The 19,064-nt window shown below is 41.6% G+C and carries 16 protein-coding genes; 10 read left to right on the top strand and 6 right to left on the bottom strand.

The genetic code is table 11. The annotated features are described in order from the left end of the window. Positions 1–120 precede the first annotated feature (120 nt). From deoC to aroA, 4 genes are read left to right on the top strand one after another with little or no spacing between them, the layout of a single operon-like run. A complete protein-coding gene (gene deoC / locus ACSSWA_RS02055; protein WP_437354976.1) occupies positions 121–819 on the top strand; it encodes a deoxyribose-phosphate aldolase in 699 nt (232 codons plus the stop codon). Continuing rightward, a complete protein-coding gene (locus tag ACSSWA_RS02050) occupies positions 819–1,049 on the top strand; it encodes a type II toxin-antitoxin system HicB family antitoxin (RefSeq protein WP_437354928.1) in 231 nt (76 codons plus the stop codon). Before deoC ends, ACSSWA_RS02050 begins: the two co-directional genes overlap by 1 nt. Beyond that, positions 1,046–1,636: a TrmH family RNA methyltransferase gene (locus ACSSWA_RS02045; RefSeq protein WP_437354927.1), complete on the top strand. Its 591-nt coding sequence runs from the start codon at positions 1,046–1,048 to the stop codon at positions 1,634–1,636. The genes ACSSWA_RS02050 and ACSSWA_RS02045 overlap by 4 nt, the downstream gene beginning before the upstream one ends. Next, positions 1,633–2,913 (top strand): 3-phosphoshikimate 1-carboxyvinyltransferase, encoded by a 1,281-nt coding sequence (aroA, locus tag ACSSWA_RS02040; protein WP_437354926.1) that lies wholly within the window; start codon positions 1,633–1,635, stop codon positions 2,911–2,913. Before ACSSWA_RS02045 ends, aroA begins: the two co-directional genes overlap by 4 nt. Here aroA and bshC read toward each other — a convergent pair whose 3' ends face one another. After that, entirely contained in the window at positions 2,914–4,539 is a 1,626-nt protein-coding gene (gene bshC / locus ACSSWA_RS02035) for a bacillithiol biosynthesis cysteine-adding enzyme BshC (RefSeq protein ID WP_437354925.1), read from the bottom strand. A 126-nt stretch (positions 4,540–4,665) separates the two neighbouring features. On the opposite strand from bshC, the gene ACSSWA_RS02030 reads away from it, so the two are divergent. Then, the gene (locus ACSSWA_RS02030) at positions 4,666–5,634 is read left to right on the top strand and encodes an ROK family protein (protein ID WP_437354924.1); all 969 of its coding nucleotides are present in this window, start codon (positions 4,666–4,668) and stop codon (positions 5,632–5,634) included. A gap of 1 nt (position 5,635) precedes the next feature. Here ACSSWA_RS02030 and ACSSWA_RS02025 read toward each other — a convergent pair whose 3' ends face one another. The 4 genes from ACSSWA_RS02025 to ACSSWA_RS02010 all read right to left on the bottom strand — a co-directional run bounded on the left by ACSSWA_RS02025 (position 5,636) and on the right by ACSSWA_RS02010 (position 11,417). Next, positions 5,636–7,588, bottom strand: a complete 1,953-nt coding sequence (locus tag ACSSWA_RS02025) for an ABC-F family ATP-binding cassette domain-containing protein (protein ID WP_437354923.1) — start codon at positions 7,586–7,588, stop codon at positions 5,636–5,638. A gap of 6 nt (positions 7,589–7,594) precedes the next feature. Further along, entirely contained in the window at positions 7,595–9,814 is a 2,220-nt protein-coding gene (locus ACSSWA_RS02020) for a two-component regulator propeller domain-containing protein (RefSeq protein WP_437354922.1), read from the bottom strand. A 99-nt stretch (positions 9,815–9,913) separates the two neighbouring features. Further along, positions 9,914–10,765, bottom strand: coding sequence for a PHP domain-containing protein (locus tag ACSSWA_RS02015; protein WP_437354921.1), 852 nt, complete (start codon positions 10,763–10,765; stop codon positions 9,914–9,916). Beyond that, a complete protein-coding gene (locus ACSSWA_RS02010) occupies positions 10,737–11,417 on the bottom strand; it encodes a Crp/Fnr family transcriptional regulator (RefSeq protein ID WP_437354920.1) in 681 nt (226 codons plus the stop codon). The genes ACSSWA_RS02015 and ACSSWA_RS02010 overlap by 29 nt, the downstream gene beginning before the upstream one ends. Positions 11,418–11,735: 318 nt before the next feature. Between ACSSWA_RS02010 and gap the strand changes: the two genes are divergently transcribed. The 4 genes from gap (at position 11,736) to ACSSWA_RS01990 (ending at position 15,426) form a co-directional block, all read left to right on the top strand. Beyond that, a complete protein-coding gene (gene gap, locus ACSSWA_RS02005) occupies positions 11,736–12,794 on the top strand; it encodes a type I glyceraldehyde-3-phosphate dehydrogenase (RefSeq protein ID WP_437354919.1) in 1,059 nt (352 codons plus the stop codon). Positions 12,795–12,886: 92 nt separating this feature from the next. After that, positions 12,887–14,086 carry a phosphoglycerate kinase gene (locus ACSSWA_RS02000; protein ID WP_437354918.1) on the top strand — a complete coding sequence of 400 codons (1,200 nt, stop codon included), beginning with the start codon at positions 12,887–12,889 and terminating at the stop codon, positions 14,084–14,086. A gap of 112 nt (positions 14,087–14,198) precedes the next feature. Beyond that, on the top strand, positions 14,199–15,119 hold the full coding sequence (locus ACSSWA_RS01995; RefSeq protein WP_437354917.1) for a rhomboid family intramembrane serine protease: 921 nt from the start codon (positions 14,199–14,201) through the stop codon (positions 15,117–15,119). Beyond that, complete coding sequence (locus ACSSWA_RS01990; RefSeq protein ID WP_437354916.1) at positions 15,097–15,426, top strand: hypothetical protein; 330 nt, start codon at positions 15,097–15,099, stop codon at positions 15,424–15,426. Before ACSSWA_RS01995 ends, ACSSWA_RS01990 begins: the two co-directional genes overlap by 23 nt. Here the strand turns inward: ACSSWA_RS01990 and ACSSWA_RS01985 are convergent. Beyond that, on the bottom strand, positions 15,419–17,962 hold the full coding sequence (locus tag ACSSWA_RS01985; protein WP_437354915.1) for a RecQ family ATP-dependent DNA helicase: 2,544 nt from the start codon (positions 17,960–17,962) through the stop codon (positions 15,419–15,421). The two genes, ACSSWA_RS01990 and ACSSWA_RS01985, sit on opposite strands and share 8 nt — an antisense overlap. Positions 17,963–18,107: 145 nt before the next feature. Between ACSSWA_RS01985 and ACSSWA_RS01980 the strand changes: the two genes are divergently transcribed. After that, positions 18,108–19,055, top strand: coding sequence for a 3-hydroxyacyl-CoA dehydrogenase family protein (locus ACSSWA_RS01980; RefSeq protein WP_437354914.1), 948 nt, complete (start codon positions 18,108–18,110; stop codon positions 19,053–19,055). The last annotated feature ends 9 nt before the right edge of the window (positions 19,056–19,064 follow it).

Genomic DNA, 19,064 nt, shown 5'->3' with positions numbered 1-19,064 from the left:
TCGTTGCAGGAATTTTACTGCAAAGGCGGCACGTGCGACGGCTGGGAGCGCAATGTAGTCGATCAGCCGATGGCAGTTAAAAATATTATCGACAACGGAGCCGACCGTATTGCCGCAGGTATGGGCGTCGGAGACGAAATCCCGGATAAGTCGATAGCGCGGATGATCGATCACACGCTTTTAAAACCGGAAGCCACTCCTGACGACATTAAAAAATTATGCAAAGAAGCCCGGACATATCATTTCGCATCGGTATGCGTCAATCCGTGTTATGTCTCTTTATGCCGCGAGTTGCTGCAGGATTCGGACGTTAAAGTTTGCACGGTTATCGGATTCCCTCTCGGAGCCACGACTACGGAAGTAAAAAGATTCGAAGCCGAACAGGCATTGAAAAACGGCGCACAGGAAATCGACATGGTTATCAATATAGGCATGCTTAAACAGGGTAATTATGACTATGTCTTCAACGACATTAATCAAGTTGTGTTGGCGGCAAAAAAGTACAACGCCGTATGCAAGGTTATAATCGAAACCGCGCTCCTTACCGACGAGGAAAAAGTTAAAGCTTGCGTTATAAGCAAAGAAGCCAAAGCCGATTTTGTAAAAACTTCAACCGGCTTCAGTAAGGGCGGCGCAACCGCGGGCGATGTCGCTTTGATGAAATATGTGGTTGGATCGTCCGTGGGAGTTAAAGCTTCCGGCGGAATCAGAACAGCCGAGGACGCCATGTTGATGATTAAAAGCGGAGCCGACAGAATCGGCGCAAGCGCAAGCGTGAAAATCGTAAAAGGCGAATCAAATGCGGGCGGCGGCTATTAATGGTTCTCGATATGATTGTTTTGAATACGGACGACGGCTACTCTGCCGAAATTCCTTCTATGAAAGGGTGCGAAAGCTGGGCTCATACCGAAGAAGAAGCTATTGAAAAAACTTTGGAACTCTTAAGGTTTTATCTGCATGTAAATCCCGATTTTAAATTCAAAATTGACAGAGCCAGGAAGGAAGGCAATCAAATTGTTTATAAGGTAATATTCAACAAAAATTTATGAGAAAATTTCGCACCGAAAGCAGAATAAAAAAAATTTCCGATACGATCAGAAGTCGTCAGTTTTCGCTTAGAGTGGTAATCGAAAACGTACACGACCCGCATAACGTCAGCGCTATTTTCAGGACTTGTGACGCCGTAGGAGTTCCTAAAGTCTCTTTGATTTATACTGTGGAAGAATTCCCTAAAATTAGCAAGGTTACCTCGGCTTCCGCCAACAAGTGGATAGAAACCGAAAAATTCAATGACATCAAAGAAGGAATCGACTCGCTCCATAAAGAAGGCTTCAAAGTTTATGCAAGCTATCTCGATAAAAGCGCAAAGAATTTATATGACCTCGATTTAACGGGTAAAATAGCTCTGGTTTTCGGAAACGAGCACAGAGGAATTTCCGGGGAAATGAAAGAATTAGCCGACGGACTTTTTTACATTCCGATGCGCGGCATGATACAAAGTTTGAATGTCTCGGTAGCCGCTGCGGTAACTCTCTACGAAGCTCAAAGACAAAGAAAAGTAAAAGGAATGTACGACAGGAGCGAGCTTACCGAAGAAGAAATTAATAAACTTATCGACGATTGGTGCGAGAAATGATTCAGAAATTTGAAAAAGTAAATAAAATTAAAGGCGAACTCCGTTTGCCTGGCGATAAGTCGATTTCTCACAGAGCGGTAATGTTTGCCTCGATGGCTGAAGGTAAATCGCTGATCAAAAACTGCTCTAACTCGGCGGACGTAAATTCTACAATCGAATGTTTTAAGAAATTAGGCGTATCCTTTGAGAAAAAAGGCGAATTATTAATCGTCAACGGAGCGGGACGCAAAAATTTCAAAGAACCTGCCTCGGAATTGTATGCAGGCAATTCCGGCACTACGGCGCGGTTAATTACAGGTATTTTAGCAGCTCAAGATTTTAAGACGGTAATAACCGGAGACGACTCGCTTTCCAGACGGCCGATGAAAAGAATTATAGAACCCCTGAGCAAAATGGGAGCGGTAATCGAAGCCTCCGGAACGGGAACTCTCCCGATTACAATTTATCCTTCTGACAATCTTCATGCTATCGAGTATGAATTGAAAGTTCCGAGCGCTCAAGTTAAAAGCGCCGTCATTCTTGCGGCATTGCACTTGGAAGATACCACGGTTATTTACGAGCCTGTTCAAACCCGCAATCATACCGAAATAATGCTGGGACTGGAAACCGGGTTGGTTGAAAATGGAAAAAAGATTTATGCTTCCGCAAAGAATTATCCCCGTCCGTTCGAAATGACCGTTCCGTCCGATATATCCACAGCGGCTTTCTTCATAGCGCTTACTCTTCTTATTCCCGATTCGGAACTGGTTATAAAAAACGTTTCGTTAAACGAAACGCGTACGGGAATTCTTGCCGTTTTAAAAATGATGGGCGCAAATATTTTGATTGAAAACGAATCGACCGAAAACGGCGAAAAAACCGGGGACGTACGTATTTTTTCGAGCGACCTCGTAAATACGGAAATCTCGCATGAAATAATTCCCAACATCATTGACGAAATCCCGATATTGTCCGTAGCGGGAATTTTTGCCGAAGGGAATTTCAGAATAAACCATGCAAAAGAATTACGATACAAGGAATCCGACCGGATAGCCGCGCTTTGCAATAATTTTAAAAAACTCGGACTGGATGTGGAAGAATTCGAAGACGGTTTTGAAGTAAGCGGGAGCATTAAGAATAACCATGTCGTTTTTGAAAGCTACGGGGATCACCGTATAGCTATGGCGTTTGCCGTTATGTCGATGGTCCTCGAACAGGGCGGAAGCGTAAACGAATTCGAGTCGGTCGCAGTTTCAAATCCCGATTTCCTGAAACAACTTAATGAGATTGCCGGATAACTACAATTCGAGTATCTGATGCTCGAATTTGTTAATTGACAATTCGTTGAAAATCCACTTGAGTATATCGAGTCCGTATTTATTTGCAAAATAAGTAAAATTCAGTTCCCGCTCCTGGAGATTTTCATTCGGATATAGAACGTTTTGCATTTTATTGATCTGTCTTATTGTCACCTCGTGTTTCCTTCTTTCGGCGTCCGCGGCTTTGTTTTTCAAGTACTTCAAATTTTCGTTGATACGAGTCCCGGTCTTTTCGGTCAGGTCAAGCATGTTTTTATCAATTACGATGAGGCTTTTGCCAAGTTCATCGAGAATGACATTGATTTTTCCCTGAGCTTCTTCAAAGACGGCGTCGATATTGTTGCCGCTGTTTCGGGCAATTATCTTTTCAATCAAATCTTCCTTCGGACTGAAGACTTCTTCGATTTTCAACTGATATTTATCCAGCAGAGATTGGACGTTATTTTCAAGAATAGTCGCGGAAGCTCTAGGATAGATATAAGGCGAATTAATTTCGAAATAATTGTATAACGGCGTCAGCTGCGCAAAATAACTTATTTCAGCCGGTCCCGCTACATAGAAACCAGTCGGCAAAAGGTAATCCTGGCATATCGGTCTCAATAACACATTCGGGCTGAATCGCTCAGGAGCAAATTCCAGTTGAGCGATCATATCGTCGTAAGAAAATTTTTTTCTTCTGCCTTTTAAACGGAATCCTTCGTCGAGCGGCTCGATCGAAAGCCTTTCGTTCTCATCGATGTAAAAAAGATTTACGGGTTTAACTTTTACCTGGGCATGGTATATCTCTTCCAGTTCTGCGCTGCGCTCAACCAATGAAACCGTATGTTCCTTATAATCGCTTAATTCTTTTTTAAATACCGGCGCTAATATTTTTTTTATTTCGGGATCCGAAGGATTTAATACCACCAGTCCGTATTCGTCGAAGAGGCGTATCATCAAATTCCTGAAACTTTCGAGGAAAGTAACCTCGGGCTGATAAAACGATTTTAGCAAATCCATCAGGGTCATTTTAAATTCCGAGTCGCGGAGCGAAGAGGATAACTCTTCCAGTAAATTTCTGAGATTGTCGTTGAATTTAATATTTCCGACGCTGCCCCGGTTTACTGAATCGTCAAGCCCGTCCTCGTACGAGAGGGTCTTGAGCGAGTTATCTCTGTCCAGAATATTAATTTTCCTCACTTCGTCGAAGTCGTGGTCGTCGCCTTCCAGCCAGAAGACGGGAACGAAATGAAAATTATCATATTTATCATTTAAGTATGCCGCCAATTTAACTGCTGTCATTGTTTTATAGAACGTATAAAGCGGACCGCCGAAAATGCCCAATTGCTGTCCGGTTACAACCGCTATCGTATTTTTAGAATTCAGCTCTTCAATATTGGAAAGCGTTAGTTTCGAAGCCCGGATATTTCTGTACTGCTCTTTGATTATTGCAGTTACTTTTTCTCTGTGAGGGCGATCGTACGACTCGAGTGAATCGAAGAGCTTGTTATATTCATGTTCGTCGCGGAAATTTTTGCCGTAAAACTTTTCTACGTTTTCGAATTCATAAAGATAATCGAGAAATAAATTCGGATGTCCGGGTATGTCCGAATAATTTATGTACATTATAGACCTCAGACTTAATGAAAAATATTTTTATATTTGTCGAAGTAATAATATGAAGATTTTACGATTTCAAAATAATAAAAAATACAATAGACTAAAATCGATAATTTGAACAGGGGGAACTTCATGTCGCGGGAATTTATTATATCAGTAGACCTCGGAGGCACGAAAATATTGACCGCTCTGGTCGATAAAAAGAATAATATTGTATCGCGTATAAAAATTCCCACTTCTTTGAAAAAAGGAGCCGGAGGTTTGGTCGATTCTATCTCCGAATCGGTAACGACGATTATCCGGGAAAATAACCTGACTGAAAAAAATATCAAAGCCGTTGCGATGGGCGTTCCCGGAACGGTTAATCCCTTTACGGGAATTATCGATACGGCTCCGAATCTTGGAATAAATGATTTTAATATTAAAGAAGCACTCTCTTCAAAAATTTCTCTTCCCGTATTAATAGAAAACGACGTTAACCTTGCGGGATTAGGAATAAAGAAATTCGAATTCGGCGATAACGTGAAAAATATGCTGGTTGTGTTTATCGGAACGGGAATAGGAGGCGCTCTATTCTTCGACGGTAAAATCTATCGTGGTTCAAGCTTTTACGCCGGGGAAATTGGTCATATGCTCGTGGATAAAAAAGGCGCTCTCGCAACCAAACCGAAAAGAAGAACATTTGAAAAGACTGCCAGCAGAACCGCCATCGAAGAAACAATTATTAAAGAAATCCGGAAAGGGAAGGACTCGATACTTAAGAAGCATGTTGAGGCAGGGAAAAAATTAAAGAGCAAAGTTTTGCTCGATGCCTTGAAAAAACAGGATAAATTGACGGTGAAGGTTTTATCCAGGGCGGCGGCGGTAACTGGCACTGTGCTCGGAAGTCTTACGACTCTACTTAATTTCGATACAATTGTTTTGGGCGGCGGCGTAGTTGAAGCGATGGAGGACTTTATGCTTCCTATTATCAAAGCTTCGTTTTACAACAGCGTATTGCCTGCGCCCGGCAAGGTTGTCGAAATAAAAGCCACTAAACTGGGAGACGACGCCGCGATTTACGGCGGGATTGCTCTGACTGAAGAATTCCTGAATAACTAATTTAACCGAGTTGCTCTTTGTATTTCTCTTCGATCGATTCAAGCTGAGTTGATAATTCCGTCCATTCTTCAAAAATCAATTCGAGCTCTTTTTTAATATTGTTGTAGGCTATGTTTTTTTCTTTTAACAATTCAGGATTGTTATATATTCGGGGGTTTGTGAGTTCTCTTTCCAGCTCAATTTTATGCAGTTCCAGTTCGTTTATTTTTTCTTCGCAATAGTTTAGTCGTTCCCTTAAGTCTTTTGTTTCTTTGTATTTTTGCTGGCGCAACTCGGCTTCTTTTCTTTTATTTTCTTTCCTAAGCGATTTGTTGGATTGATTCCGGCTGACGGATTCCTCGATAGTTTTTTCTTCTTCTTTCCTGGATAAATAATAATCGATGCCGCCGTAATGAACACGGAGGGATTTGTCTCTTAATTCATAAACTTTGGTTACTATCGGTTTCAGGAAATCGATATCGTGGGATACGATTATCAAAGTGCCATTGAAGTTTACAAGGGCGTTTTGCAAAATTTCTTTGGATGAATAATCGAGATGGTTGGTCGGTTCGTCGAGTATTATAACATTGCTTTTTGTAAGAAGAAGACGGGCTAAAGAGAGCCGGCTTTTTTCGCCGCCGGAAAGAACTTTTACTTTTTTGAAAATGGAATCGCCCGTAAAAAGGAACGACCCGAGCAGCGATCTCAATTGACCCGGAGTCAACTCGTCGTTTACCGCCTGAAGTGAATCGATCAAGTCGTCTTCTCCGTTTAAGGATTCGGTAACTTCCTGCTCGTAGTAAGAGACTATAGTGTTATGTCCGTAAATTACTTCGCCGGAAGAGGGGTCGATTCTTTTGGCAATTACTTTTGCCAACGTAGTTTTGCCGGCGCCGTTTGGACCGACGATGGCAATTTTTTCGCCGCGCTCTATCTTTACGTCAATATTTTCCAGTACGCTTATGTTTCCGTACGATTTTGAAATCTTTTTTAATTCTACCGGTATAGCGCCGCTCTGACCCACTTCTGGAATACGGAAATTAATTTGTTTTTCGTCGTCTTCAATCTCGATTCTTTCGAGTTTTTCCAATTGTTTTATACGGCTTTGCACCTGGCGCGCTTTTGTGGCTTTATACCTGAATCTTTCGATAAAGCGCTCTGTCTCCTTTATCTTCTTTTCCAGATTTTTTTCAGCTTCTTTTAATTGTATCTCTCTTTCTTTGCGGAAGTTTAGATATTGATCGTACGTGCCGGGGAAAAAATTAATTTTCCGGTTGAATATTTCGAGAGTTTTATTCGTAACGTTATTAATAAAATGCCTGTCGTGCGAAACAATTATTAAAGCGCCGCGGTAATTTTTCAGAAAACTCTCAAGCCACATTAAAGTGTCGATGTCGAGGTGGTTTGTCGGCTCGTCGAGAAGTATTAAATCGTTTTCTCCCAATAAAATTTTAGCCAATTGAATCCGCATTTGCCAACCGCCCGAAAACTCTTCTGTTCTGCGATTGAAGTCGGTATTTTTGAAACCCAAACCCGTAAGTACTTTTTCGGCTCTTGCTTCAAGCGAATAATAATCGTACTGCTCCTTACGGTGATGAATTTCTCCGAGTTCCTCGACCAGCTCCTTTTTTTCTTCTTCTGATATTCCGTTCGTTTCCAGTTGAGAAATAATCGACGCTTCTTTTTCTTCAAGTTGTTTAATGTCGGGCATCGAGGATTTAACTTCATCGAGCAGCGATCTTTCCTTGAAGCTTATTAAATCCTGAGGCAGGTAACCGATTCTTGTCCCTTTTTGGATAAGTACTTTACCGGTTTCCGGCAATTCGAGTCCGCATATTATTTTCAACAGAGTGGACTTGCCTTTGCCGTTGGAGCCGACAAGGGCAATTTTATCGTTTCGATTGATTTTTAGATTAACTTCTTCGAATAAGTTTTCGCCGGTAAATTGAACGGATAAATTTATTATGTCGATCATAAAGTTTTATTTCCGAATAACTGCTACTTTGGATACCGCCACATTATTGGCTTCTCTGTCGTACGCAACGATAATATAGACGCCGGAAGCGACGTAATTGCCGTCGTTGTCCCTGCCGTCCCAGTAAGCAATTCTCCCGCCGGGAGCTTTGAAATCCCTTATCAATTTATTGTTTATGTCGATTATTTTTACGTAGGAATCGTCGATTAATCCGTCAATAGTAAGCGTATTGTCGCCGGAATTGTTAATGACGAAAGGCGAAGGATAAACGAAAAGCTCGCCGAAAGATTCCGCGGGTTGTAAAAAAGTGGTCTCGATTTTTACAAGACCGTAATCGGTGCCCGCATAGACAATTCCTCTCTTTTTATCGATTGTAACCGAGCGAATCATATCGTCGGGCAGGGGACTGTTGAGAGAAGTAAAATGATTTATCACTTCGAAACCGTCCGAGGATAGCTGCAATAATCCTTTATTTGTTCCGACCCATTTTTGATCCACGGCGTCGACGGCTATCGAAGTTACCGAAAGTCCCCTCAACGAAGGGATGGAAATATTTAAAACCGAAGGATTGGAAGGATCCGGTATGATGTTCATTCCGAGACTTGTACCCACCCACAATTGTCCTCTGTTATCGACTTTGAGCGCGGTGATTGTGTTTGTAAGGAGTCCGTTTAATTGACTTATATAACCCTGTCTGTCGTCGTTTGTATTTGAGAAGGTTCCGTTTTCGTTATAATAATAGAGACCGATTCTTCCCGAGAACAATCTGAACCATTTGGTATCGAACTGGTCTATTTCGAGCTCGTATGCCAGATCGTTCGAGGAGAGAAGCGGTTTGGTGAACGAGTAGCCGTACCAATTGCCGTCGGTTGTCAGAACGTAAAGCTGCTGCAGTAAAGTGTTCTGAAGATTTGTGGCCCAAACGTTGCCTTTGGAATCTTCTTCCATGTCTGTGATTACAACAAAATTCGGATCGTTCGGAATTCCCGCCAGCGGACTGTTGGAGCTGTTGTATTCCGTGAGCGAGCCATCCTTATAAACGGCAAGACCTCTTCCCCATGTGCCCAGGTAGACAGCGTTCGAAGTTCTGGAAGCGCGTACGCTGAAAACGTCGTTTGTTTGAAGCGCCGGAAACTTCTGATAATTCACTACGTCCCAATGATTGCCGTCGAATACCATAGCGCCGATACCCTGTCCGTCCTTTCCGGTGGCTATCCACAAGTTGCCGTTAATATCGACGTCCATATTCAAAAACGCATTGCTCGCCGGATTATCCGGCTTAATAATTTTTTCGATTCCGTTATTAAGTTCGATTACTCCCGTCTTTGTGCCTATATAAATTTTCCCGTTATAAACCGTAACGGATGTAAACTCGTAAGAATTATTGCTGTATATCAAAGATTCTGCGGAACCGTCGTAGATGTAAATCGAATTTTTTGCGGCTGCGTAAATCCTGCTGCCGTCCACGTAAACGTCTACAACGGGAACGGTTTGCAAAGTTAAATTATCCCACGATGCATTGAATTGGTATATGCCGTTATCGGTGGCTGCAATTACTTTGTCGTTGTAGATACCGAAATTATGTATGGTTCCGAAGGAACCCGAAGACGGAGACGTAAAATTATCCCATGATTCGGGCGCGACAAGATTTATTGCGCCCGGTTTTTGTACTGCAATTCCGGAAGAAGTCGCCGTGAAAATTCTGTCGTTTTTGATTACGGCATTAACGTTAATTTCTGTGGAAAAATTTCCGAATTTTGTAAAAGTGTCATAAAGAGAGTAATTGTTTTTATTTATCAGCACAACGCCGAAAGAAGTGGCTGCAAAAATTGTGTCGCCTTTTGCGTAGAGATTATTTACCCTTTTTAGAGATTTATCGGATTTGTAGATATCGAGAATGTTTTTAGCGGCTCCGCTTTCCGAATCATAAAAAATAACAAAACCCTCTTCGGTTCCGAACCAAATATTTTTGTCGGAATCGACAAAAATCGAAGTGAAGTTCTGGCTGTTTATATTATCGGCTTTGTTTACAATAACAAACGAGGAATCGCCCGGATTGTATAGATAAGCTCCGCCGGTTGTGGCGACCCATATTCCTTTGTCGGAAGATATTAGATCAACTACGTTATCCATATTTGCGTAGACTTCCCAGTTCAAAATATTCTGGGCGTTCAAATTCACACAAACAAACGCTAATATTACTAGGCTTTTGGTTAATCTATACATTTTTCACCGCAAGTTATTATAATTGATTATAAAAGATAATATTTAAACCACATAATTGCATTTAATGAAGAGACTGCGGAATGAAAAAAGCATCAAATGTCAGGCGGTATTCCTGTGAAGCATTTTTCTCATGGCGTCCAGATGATTCGGAGCTAAATTGAATTTACCCAAATTGTCTTCGTCGTTTTTTTTGCCTCCGTGGAAATCCGATCCCCCGCTTTCCAGAAGACAATATTGATTTACAATTCCTTTATAAAAACCGATTTGATTTTCGTTGTGGCTCGGATGGATTACTTCAATGCCGTCGAGACCAGCTTCGATTATATTAACGAGTATTGATTCTTTGATAAAACCAGGATGAGCTATAAATGAAAGTCCGCCGGCGTCTTCAATCAGTTTCAAAGCGCTTTGCGGTGAGAAATGAATCTTCCTTTCGTAAGCAGGTCCTTTGTCGCCGATATACTTTTCGAAAGCTGCGAAGTAATTGTCGATAATTCCGAGGTCGACTAACGTATATGCGATATGTGGTCTGCCGATGGCGGAATTTTTAGCCCGGTCGATAACGTCGTCGATTGTTATATTCATACCGAGATTTCTCAGTTTGGCGACGATCCTTTTTGCCCGGTGATAACGTTCTTCTTTGAAAAACGTTAGATATTTTTTTAACTCTTCGTTTTTATAGTCGATGAAGTAAGCCAGCAGATGAACTTCCACATTGTCGATGTCTGTGCTGATTTCTAATCCGGGAATCACTTCGACGCCCAGATCTTTTCCGCATTGGATAGCTTCTTCCAGTCCGTCGATTGTGTCGTGATCGGTAATGCTGATAGTGCGCAAGCCTTTATCGTAAGCCATTTGAACAATTTCAACGGGCGAATAGGCTCCGTCGGAATAAGTAGTATGTATGTGCATGTCAATCATATTATCCGTACAGTTCCTTAAATTTTTCATAATCTACGATTCTTATATTTGGACCGTCAATCTCAATCAATCCTTTTTTTGCAAAAGAGTGGAGCGTCCTCGATATGGTTTCTCTCGAAGTTCCCGCCATATTTGCAATATCCTGTTGTACCGGCAATTTTTCGAGTTCTACTTTGCCTTGTTTTATTTTGCCGATACTTTCTGCCAACTCAAGCAAAACGGTAGCCACTTTGCCTTCGGCGTCCTTGAGCGAAAGGGCTTTTATTTTAACGTCGGCTGAACGAAGTCGACGCGTAAGTTCTTCAAGAAGAGCCAGAGCCACATCGTGATGCTCTTTGAGCAGTTCGATAAAATCGTTTCTTTGAATAATAAAAATTTCCGAATCTTCGATTGCTGTAACTGTCGCCGACCTGGTTTGTCCGTCGAGAATAGCCATCTCGCCGAAAAAATCATTCTCGGAAAGTATCGAGAGGATTACTTCTTTACCGTCCTCGCTTGTGCGCGAAACTTTGACTTTCCCACTCAGAATAATGAACAGGGCGGTGCCGGATTCGTCTTCTTTTAAGATTACTTCGTTCTTGGAGTATATCTTACGAGCGCCCGAGTTTTCAATACTTTTGAGAGTATCCTCAGGCAAATTCGAAAAAATCGGTACGTACTTTAGGAAACTCCCCGCTTCCATAGCCCTTCCTGAAGTTAATTTGAGAATGATTCCATAAAAATAACTTTTTATAAATCATTTGACAAGTAATTTCCTTGGATGTAAAATTAAGTAAAATAGCATAAGCGGATTAAATATCTTTTGCTTTAATTTAATGAAAAATCAGTTATTCCCTAAATTAATAAGAATTAATATCCGCATTGGTTTAACTAAAACGGTTAATCCAAAAATACTGTTAAAAAATTACAGAATCTTGATGCCCTTAAATTGAAAAAGGGGAGATAATTATCTATATTTGTGTCCGAATTTATACACAAATTCGTAATTGGAGGATAAATTATGGCAGTAAAAGTAGGTATTAACGGATTCGGAAGAATCGGCAGATTAGTACTCAACGTACTAGCTGAAAAAGGATACCTCGGAAAAGAGGTAGACGTAGTAGCAGTTGTAGATATCAGCACGGACGCAAAATATTTTGCTTACCAGTTAAAATATGATTCCGTTCACGGAAAATTCAAAGGAACGCTCGGCAGCGAAAAGAGCGATCCGTCGCTTGAAGCAGACGACGTGCTTGTAGTAAACGGACATAAAATCAAATGCATCATGGCTCAGAAAGAGCCCTCTCAATTACCCTGGAAAGATCTGGGAGTAGACGTCGTAATCGAATCGACGGGTCTGTTTACAAGTTCGGACAAAGCCAAAGGTCATATCGACGCCGGCGCTAAAAAAGTTTTGATCACGGCTCCGGGAAAAGGCGACGTCAAAACAATCGTTATGGGCGTTAACGACGATTCGTACGATCCCGAAAAAGACGTTATTGTATCGAACGCTTCCTGCACGACCAACTGTCTTGCGCCTATCGTTCATGTATTGATGAAAGAAGGAATCGGCATTGAAACCGGATTGATGACAACAATTCACTCATACACAGCGACTCAAAAAACGGTCGACGGTCCTTCGAAGAAAGACTGGAGAGGCGGAAGAGCCGCAGCTATCAATATCATCCCTTCGTCAACCGGAGCAGCAAAAGCGGTCGGACAGGTATTGCCTTCGACCAAGGGTAAATTGACCGGCATGTCGTTCCGTGTTCCTACTGCGGACGTTTCGGTTGTAGACCTTACATTCCGTTCCGAAAAAGATACTTCGATCGAGGAAATTGACCAGCTGATGAAAAAAGCTTCCGAAACTTACCTCAAAGGTATTCTCGGTTACTGCGACGAAGAAGTAGTTTCGACCGATTTTATTCACGACGAACGTTCTTCTATTTACGATTCGCTGGCTACTCTTAAAAACAACTTGCCGGGAGAAAAGAGATTCTTCAAAATTGTTTCCTGGTACGATAACGAATGGGGATATTCCTGCAGAGTTGTCGATTTACTCCTTAAAATGATTAAATAATTCGACTAAATTTATGGTAAGACGCAGTCGACGGACAAATACCGCGCTGCGTCTTTTTTATATCGACTAAAGTAAATCGATTGGAGGATAAAATGAAAAAATTAAGCATCGACAAAGTAGACCTTAAGGGAAAAAGAGTTCTGGTTCGAGTGGATTTCAACGTGCCCTACGATGAAAATATGAATATTACAGACGACCTGAGAATTAGAGCCGCACTGCCGACAATTAAAAAAATAATTTCCGACGGCGGAAAAGCAATTTTAATGAGCCACCTCGGCAGACCTAAAGGTAATCCGAATCCGAAATACTCTTTGAAACCGGTTGCGGTAAGATTGAGCGAACTGCTCGGCAAGGAAGTTAAATTTGCTCCGGATTGCATTGGAGACGAAGTCAAAGCAATGGCGGATTCTTTGCAGGAAGGCGAAGCGCTGTTGCTGGAAAATTTGCGTTTCCACGCTGAAGAAGAAAAGAACGACCCCGAATTTGCGAAACAATTGGCAAGCCTGGGAGACGTTTATATTAACGACGCATTCGGAAGCGCTCACCGCGCTCATGCTTCCACCGAAGGCGTTACGAAATATATCGACATATGCGCCGCAGGTTATCTGATGCAAAAAGAATTGGACTATCTCGGAGGCGCAATAGCAAATCCCGAGCGTCCGTTTACCGCAATTCTTGGCGGCTCGAAAATTTCCGGTAAGATCGACGTCATCGAAAATCTTCTGCCGAAAGTAGACAATCTTTTGATCGGCGGAGGAATGGCTTATACGTTTTATAAAGCCATGGGTTACGAAATAGGCAAGTCGCTGTTGGAAGAAGAAAAGATTGAACTTGCCAAAGAGATGCTCGAAAAATTCAAAACGTCGGGCAAGAACGTATTGCTGCCGAAGGATAACGTAGTCGCGCCGGAATTCAATAACGACGCTCCCGCCGAAGTAGTCGACTCGGATAAAATCCCAGCCGACAAAATGGGACTCGATATCGGCCCGAAAACCATCGAAGCGTTCAGACAGGTAATTCTCGAAAGCAAGACAATAATTTGGAACGGTCCGCTCGGAGTTTTTGAATTCGATAACTTTGCCAAAGGAACATTTGCAATTGCCGAAGCGCTTGCCGAAGCAACAGCAAAAGGAGCCAAAACGATAATCGGCGGAGGCGACTCCGCAGCGGCAATTAAAAAAGCCAATCTCGAAGATAAAGTCTCTCACGTTTCGACAGGAGGCGGCGCCTCGCTCGAATTCTTAGAAGGTAAAGTTCTTCCGGGCGTTGCCGCTCTGAACGACGACAATTGATTTCTCACTCAAGGGCTGACTCTCCGCGGGTCAGCCTTATTTAATTTCCTCAATGTAGGGCATTTCTGGTAAAAAAAATATATTTTCGTATATAAAAAAGAGCGATTATTAAATGGGACTTGATTCAAGAGATTATTATCGTCCGTCGGGTTTCGGGGGTTTTTCCTTTTTCCCGAAGGTAATTAAAAATTTACTGATTATTAACGTAGTTGTTTTTTTAATACAGCTGATATTCGAGAATTTTACGTTCGGAGGTATTCCCGGATGGTATTTTCTTAACAGATATTTTGCGCTCAATCCGATATGGGGTTTCGACCAGCTCGGGGAACCGTATAATTTCCAGATATGGCAATTTATAACTTATCAGTTTATGCACGGCAGTTTTACCCATATACTGTTTAATATGTTTATGCTCTGGATGTTCGGAATGGAAATTGCGAATATAATGGGTCCGAGAAAGTTCTTGATATTTTATCTGGCGTGCGGAATTGGCGCCGGACTCTTCCAGATATTTTTATCGCCTCTGCTCGGTTCGGTTTCTGCTCCTACAATCGGCGCTTCGGGCGCCGTATTCGGAATTATGATTGCATTTGCAATGTTTTTCCCCGACAGGTATATATTGTTCTATTTCCTTATTCCGATTAAAGCAAAGTATTTGATCGCAATTCTTGTCTTGTTTGAATTCGTTTCCGTAAACGAACCTACAATCGTAGCTCACCTGGCTCACATCGGCGGCGCCGTTACTGGCTTCCTTTTCATTATGCTCGACCGCAACTATCATTTCAGATTCGATAATTTGTTCAATTTATTTAAACGGAGTAAAAATTTCGGCGGCTCCGCTAAATTCAGAAAGCCGCGTAAATTCAGAGGAACGGAAATCGAAGAAGCCGAATTCTACGAACTCAATTCCGAAGAAGAGGAAATTACTCAGGAAGAAATCGACAGAATCCTCGACAAAATAAGTCAAAGCGGTTACCAGAATCTGACTGAACGTGAAAAGAGAATTCTTTTTGAAGCCAGTAAAAGAAAATAAAATTATTCTGTTGGCGCTCGTTTTACTGCCCGCATTATTTTACGGCTGCGAACAAAAAATCCGACTGGATGACCGGAAAGCCGCCGAGGTATATGTTAGCGTTTTGATAATTAACGAAAAGTACGGCGCCGAATCCGATTCTTCAAAAGCTTATAAAAAAGAACTGTTCAAAAAATACGATATCGATGAAAAACAGTTTGATGACTATCTGAACAGCTTGAAAGAAGATAAAGAAAAATGGGAACGGTTTTTTGATTTATCGGAAGAATATCTCAATCGTTTGAAAGCCGAAGACAATATCAACTGAATCCTTTTTTTGCGAGAGCTATTCGTAATTTGGAATAGCTGATTTTCCCTTCAAAAATCTTATAAAGATTTTTTAAATCGCGAATTCCCTCGTCGATTTTTTCATTGATTTTCCGGAGCTCGCCTTTATCGAACAGATAGTCCGTTTCCAAATCCGGCAGAATGCCGATTAATGTTTCGAGCTGAATTGAGATTACGGATTCCGGCAGTCCGGTTATCGACGACATATCCTTTAACGAATATCTTTTTTGAACGAGCTCATAAATTTTTTTGAAATTCTGAGGAATATTTTTTTCGGAAAGTTTTTTATCCAAAGAGCTCTCTTCTTCTGCTGTTTTAATAACCGAAAGAATCTCTTCGCCCAATTTGTTGTACATATATTTTGTGAATCCGCGTATCGACATCAATTCGGAATAAGACGCCGGCTTGCGACGGGATATCTCAGTCAAAATGTTGTCGGGACAAATCATATATGCGGGCTGATTGAATTTTACAGAGGCTTCTTTTCTTATTTCTTTCAATTTATTCAACAGAATCAGTCGCGATTCGTAATCGTTGAAATCGTCTTTCTTGTTGTCGACTTTTAATTTTACAAATCCGTTTTTGAGTTCGATTTTATTTTCGTTTTGCAAATCGGCAAGCGAGTCCTCGATTTCCCATGCTGTAAAATGAGTGCAAGCCGCATAAGAAGCGTAATTTCCGTAGTCAGGATCCGTTCCTGTTAAGATTTTTATTAGCCTTTGCGTATTCAAAGGTTTATTGCATTCCCTCAAAGCGCTGAGAATATGCCCTTTAATATAATCGTTGTCGGATAGCGTAATTTTCACGTTTGCGCAGTTGTCGCAATTGCCGCATTTGTAATTATCGTGTCTCTCGCCGAAGTAATCGAGTATGAATTTCATCCTGCAGTCATGTGTATGAGCATAGTCTATCATACGCCGCAATTTTGCTTTATGGTGTTTTATCAGCCGTTCGTTATCCGAAAAGTCGAATTTTAGCAGATCGTTTCGCAGCCTTTCTTTAATAAATTTAATTTCTGTATGAGGCGCCGGCTTTGTAAAATTAATTATGCCGCTTCGATCCAAAAGCTCGAGATTCCCGGAAATCTCTTTTTCGGTCGCTCCTAATATTTCGGACAATTTTTTTATGTTAATCTCGGTTTTACGAACAAAAATTTTTTCCTTATATAGTTTTGCCAGCAGATACAACAGATCTTTAAGCTCGTTGTCTTCTAGTTTTTTTGCGAAGCTGTCGATTTTTTCATACGTGTGAGGGAATACCGCATAATATTTGCTCGAATAGTTTCGTTCCGGTTTTATATAACCCGACTTTTCTAAAATTTTCAGGGAAGATTCCAGAAGAGCCTTATTTATTTTTTGCTTTTCAAGGTACGATAAGAGATCCGGATCAAGCCGCACAGGTTTGTCGGGAAATGCGTTCAAAGCTATTTTGTGGTGGTCGCAAATCGAATTATAAATCAACTCGACCTGAGTGCGGTTGGGGAAGGAGTTATTGATGAAATACTCCTGAATATTGATATCTTGTTCGTCGTATAGTAAAAAAATATTTGAAGGCTTGCCGTCTCTTCCGGCTCTTCCGATTTCCTGGTAATAATTTTCAAGATTGCCGGGAATATTGTAATGCACGATTGTTCTTATATCGCTTTTGTCAATTCCCATACCGAAAGCATTTGTCGCGATTATTGTATTTGTTCTGCCTTCGATAAAATCGTCCTGAATAATTCTCCTCAAGTCGGCGGTTAAGCCGGCGTGATAGTAAGAAGACGAAATGCCGTTGTCGGTAAGAAATTTAGCAAGTTCCTCGGCGTATCGGCGCGTGGCGGTGTAAACTATAGACGGCTTTTCATTTTCGTTGAGTATCTTCAGAAGCGTTTCTTTTTTTCTTATGGTTCGTATTACATGGAGACGCAGATTGCTTCTTTCGAAACCGTATACAAAAACGCGCGGATTTTTCATTCCCAATTGCATTACGATATCTTCGCGCACATCCTCCGTGGCTGTAGCGGTAAATGCGGATATTTTCGTAATACCGGCGTATTCGCCGAAATCTTTTATTTTTCTGTAGCTCGGTCTGAAATTATGTCCCCATTCGCTAATGCAATGAGCTTCGTCGACGAAAAGAAAGGCGGGTTTTAAGCTTCTGATTTTTTCCGTGAATTCTTTATTGTCGAGTTTTTCCGGCGCCACATAGAGCAGCTTTATTTTCCCCGATTCTATTTTACGATAGATCGAAAAAATTTCTTTCGGCTCTAAAGAGCTGTTGATATAAGCGGCTACTTCCTCTTTGTTGTTTATCGAATCGACCTGGTCTTTCATCAATGAAATAAGCGGAGATATTACGATCGAGATAGAATCGGAAACGAGGGCGGGAATTTGATAACAAATCGATTTGCCCCCGCCGGTCGGCATTATTGCCAGCGTGTTCCTGCCTTCGAGTATCGAGTCGATTATTTCTTTTTGACCCGGCCGAAATTTTTCGTAACCGAAAAATTCATTAAGTATCTTTTCAGGGTTCATATAAATCGGCGCAGTTTCTCACATTTGAATCGCTTTTTTTAGATTTAATAAAAAGTTTACTGATAAGATAACAAATTTATCTTATTTCTTATTAAATTGTTGGTACGGATTTTGTTATAATTCGCAGAAAAAATTAAGGTTAGAAATGTCCGAAGAAAAATTACGTCTGGAAGACCTCCTGGGCGAAAAATCAGCCAACGGAGATAAAGACAAAATCGAGTATGTCGCTATTATCGGCGGCGGTTTGATGGGGCAGGGAATAGCGCAAACTATTTCGGTTGCCGGCATCGACGTCGTTATTATTGAAAAAGACGAAGAGCGTTGCAAGAGATCGCAGGAAAGTCTGAAAGCCTCGATGGAAAGGGAAATTGCAAGATGGGCTATGACGCAGAGCGAAATGAAATCGATTCTCAGCAGAATTAAATGGACTACCGACCGCTCTGAAATTCCCGAATGCGATCTGGTAATTGAAGCTGTCGACGAAAATTACGAACTGAAAAAAAAGATTTTCAAAGAACTCGACGAAATTGCGAAACCCGATACTATTTTCATATCGAATACTTCAACGCTCAGTTTGACCAAAATTGCCGAAGTGACAAAACGGCCCGATAAAATTATCGGAATGCACTTTCTGAATCCCGTACCGAAAGTTCCGTTGGTCGAATTGGTTCGCGCACTCGAAACCTCCGACAGGACGGTCGAAATTATTAAAAAATTCGCCGCTCGCATCGGCAAAACTCCGGTTCAGGTTTACGAGTATCCCGGTTTTGTTACAACGCGCGCTATCGTTCCGTTACTGAACGAAGCAATGTATATTCTTCTTGAAGGAATCGCTTCGGCGCATGATATCGACACCGCTATGAAATTGGGATACAATTTTAAGATGGGTCCTCTCGAAATGGCAGATACAATGGGACTCGACGAAGTTCTTGCATGGATGGAAACTTTATGGCACAGCCTGGGCGAGCCGCGTTACAGACCGTGCCCGATTTTGAGAAAACTCGTACGGGAAAGAAAACTCGGCAAGAAAACAGGCGAAGGTTTCTTTAAATACGACGCCGACGGCAAAATAATTACATCAACGATGCAATAGAGGTTTGAA

The sequence above is a fragment of the Melioribacter sp. Ez-97 genome (assembly GCF_051488665.1).
GTDB lineage: Bacteria > Bacteroidota > Ignavibacteria > Ignavibacteriales > Melioribacteraceae > Melioribacter.
The sequence above is the reverse complement of the archived record's forward strand: the minus strand, read 5'-3'. Positions and strand labels throughout refer to the sequence as shown.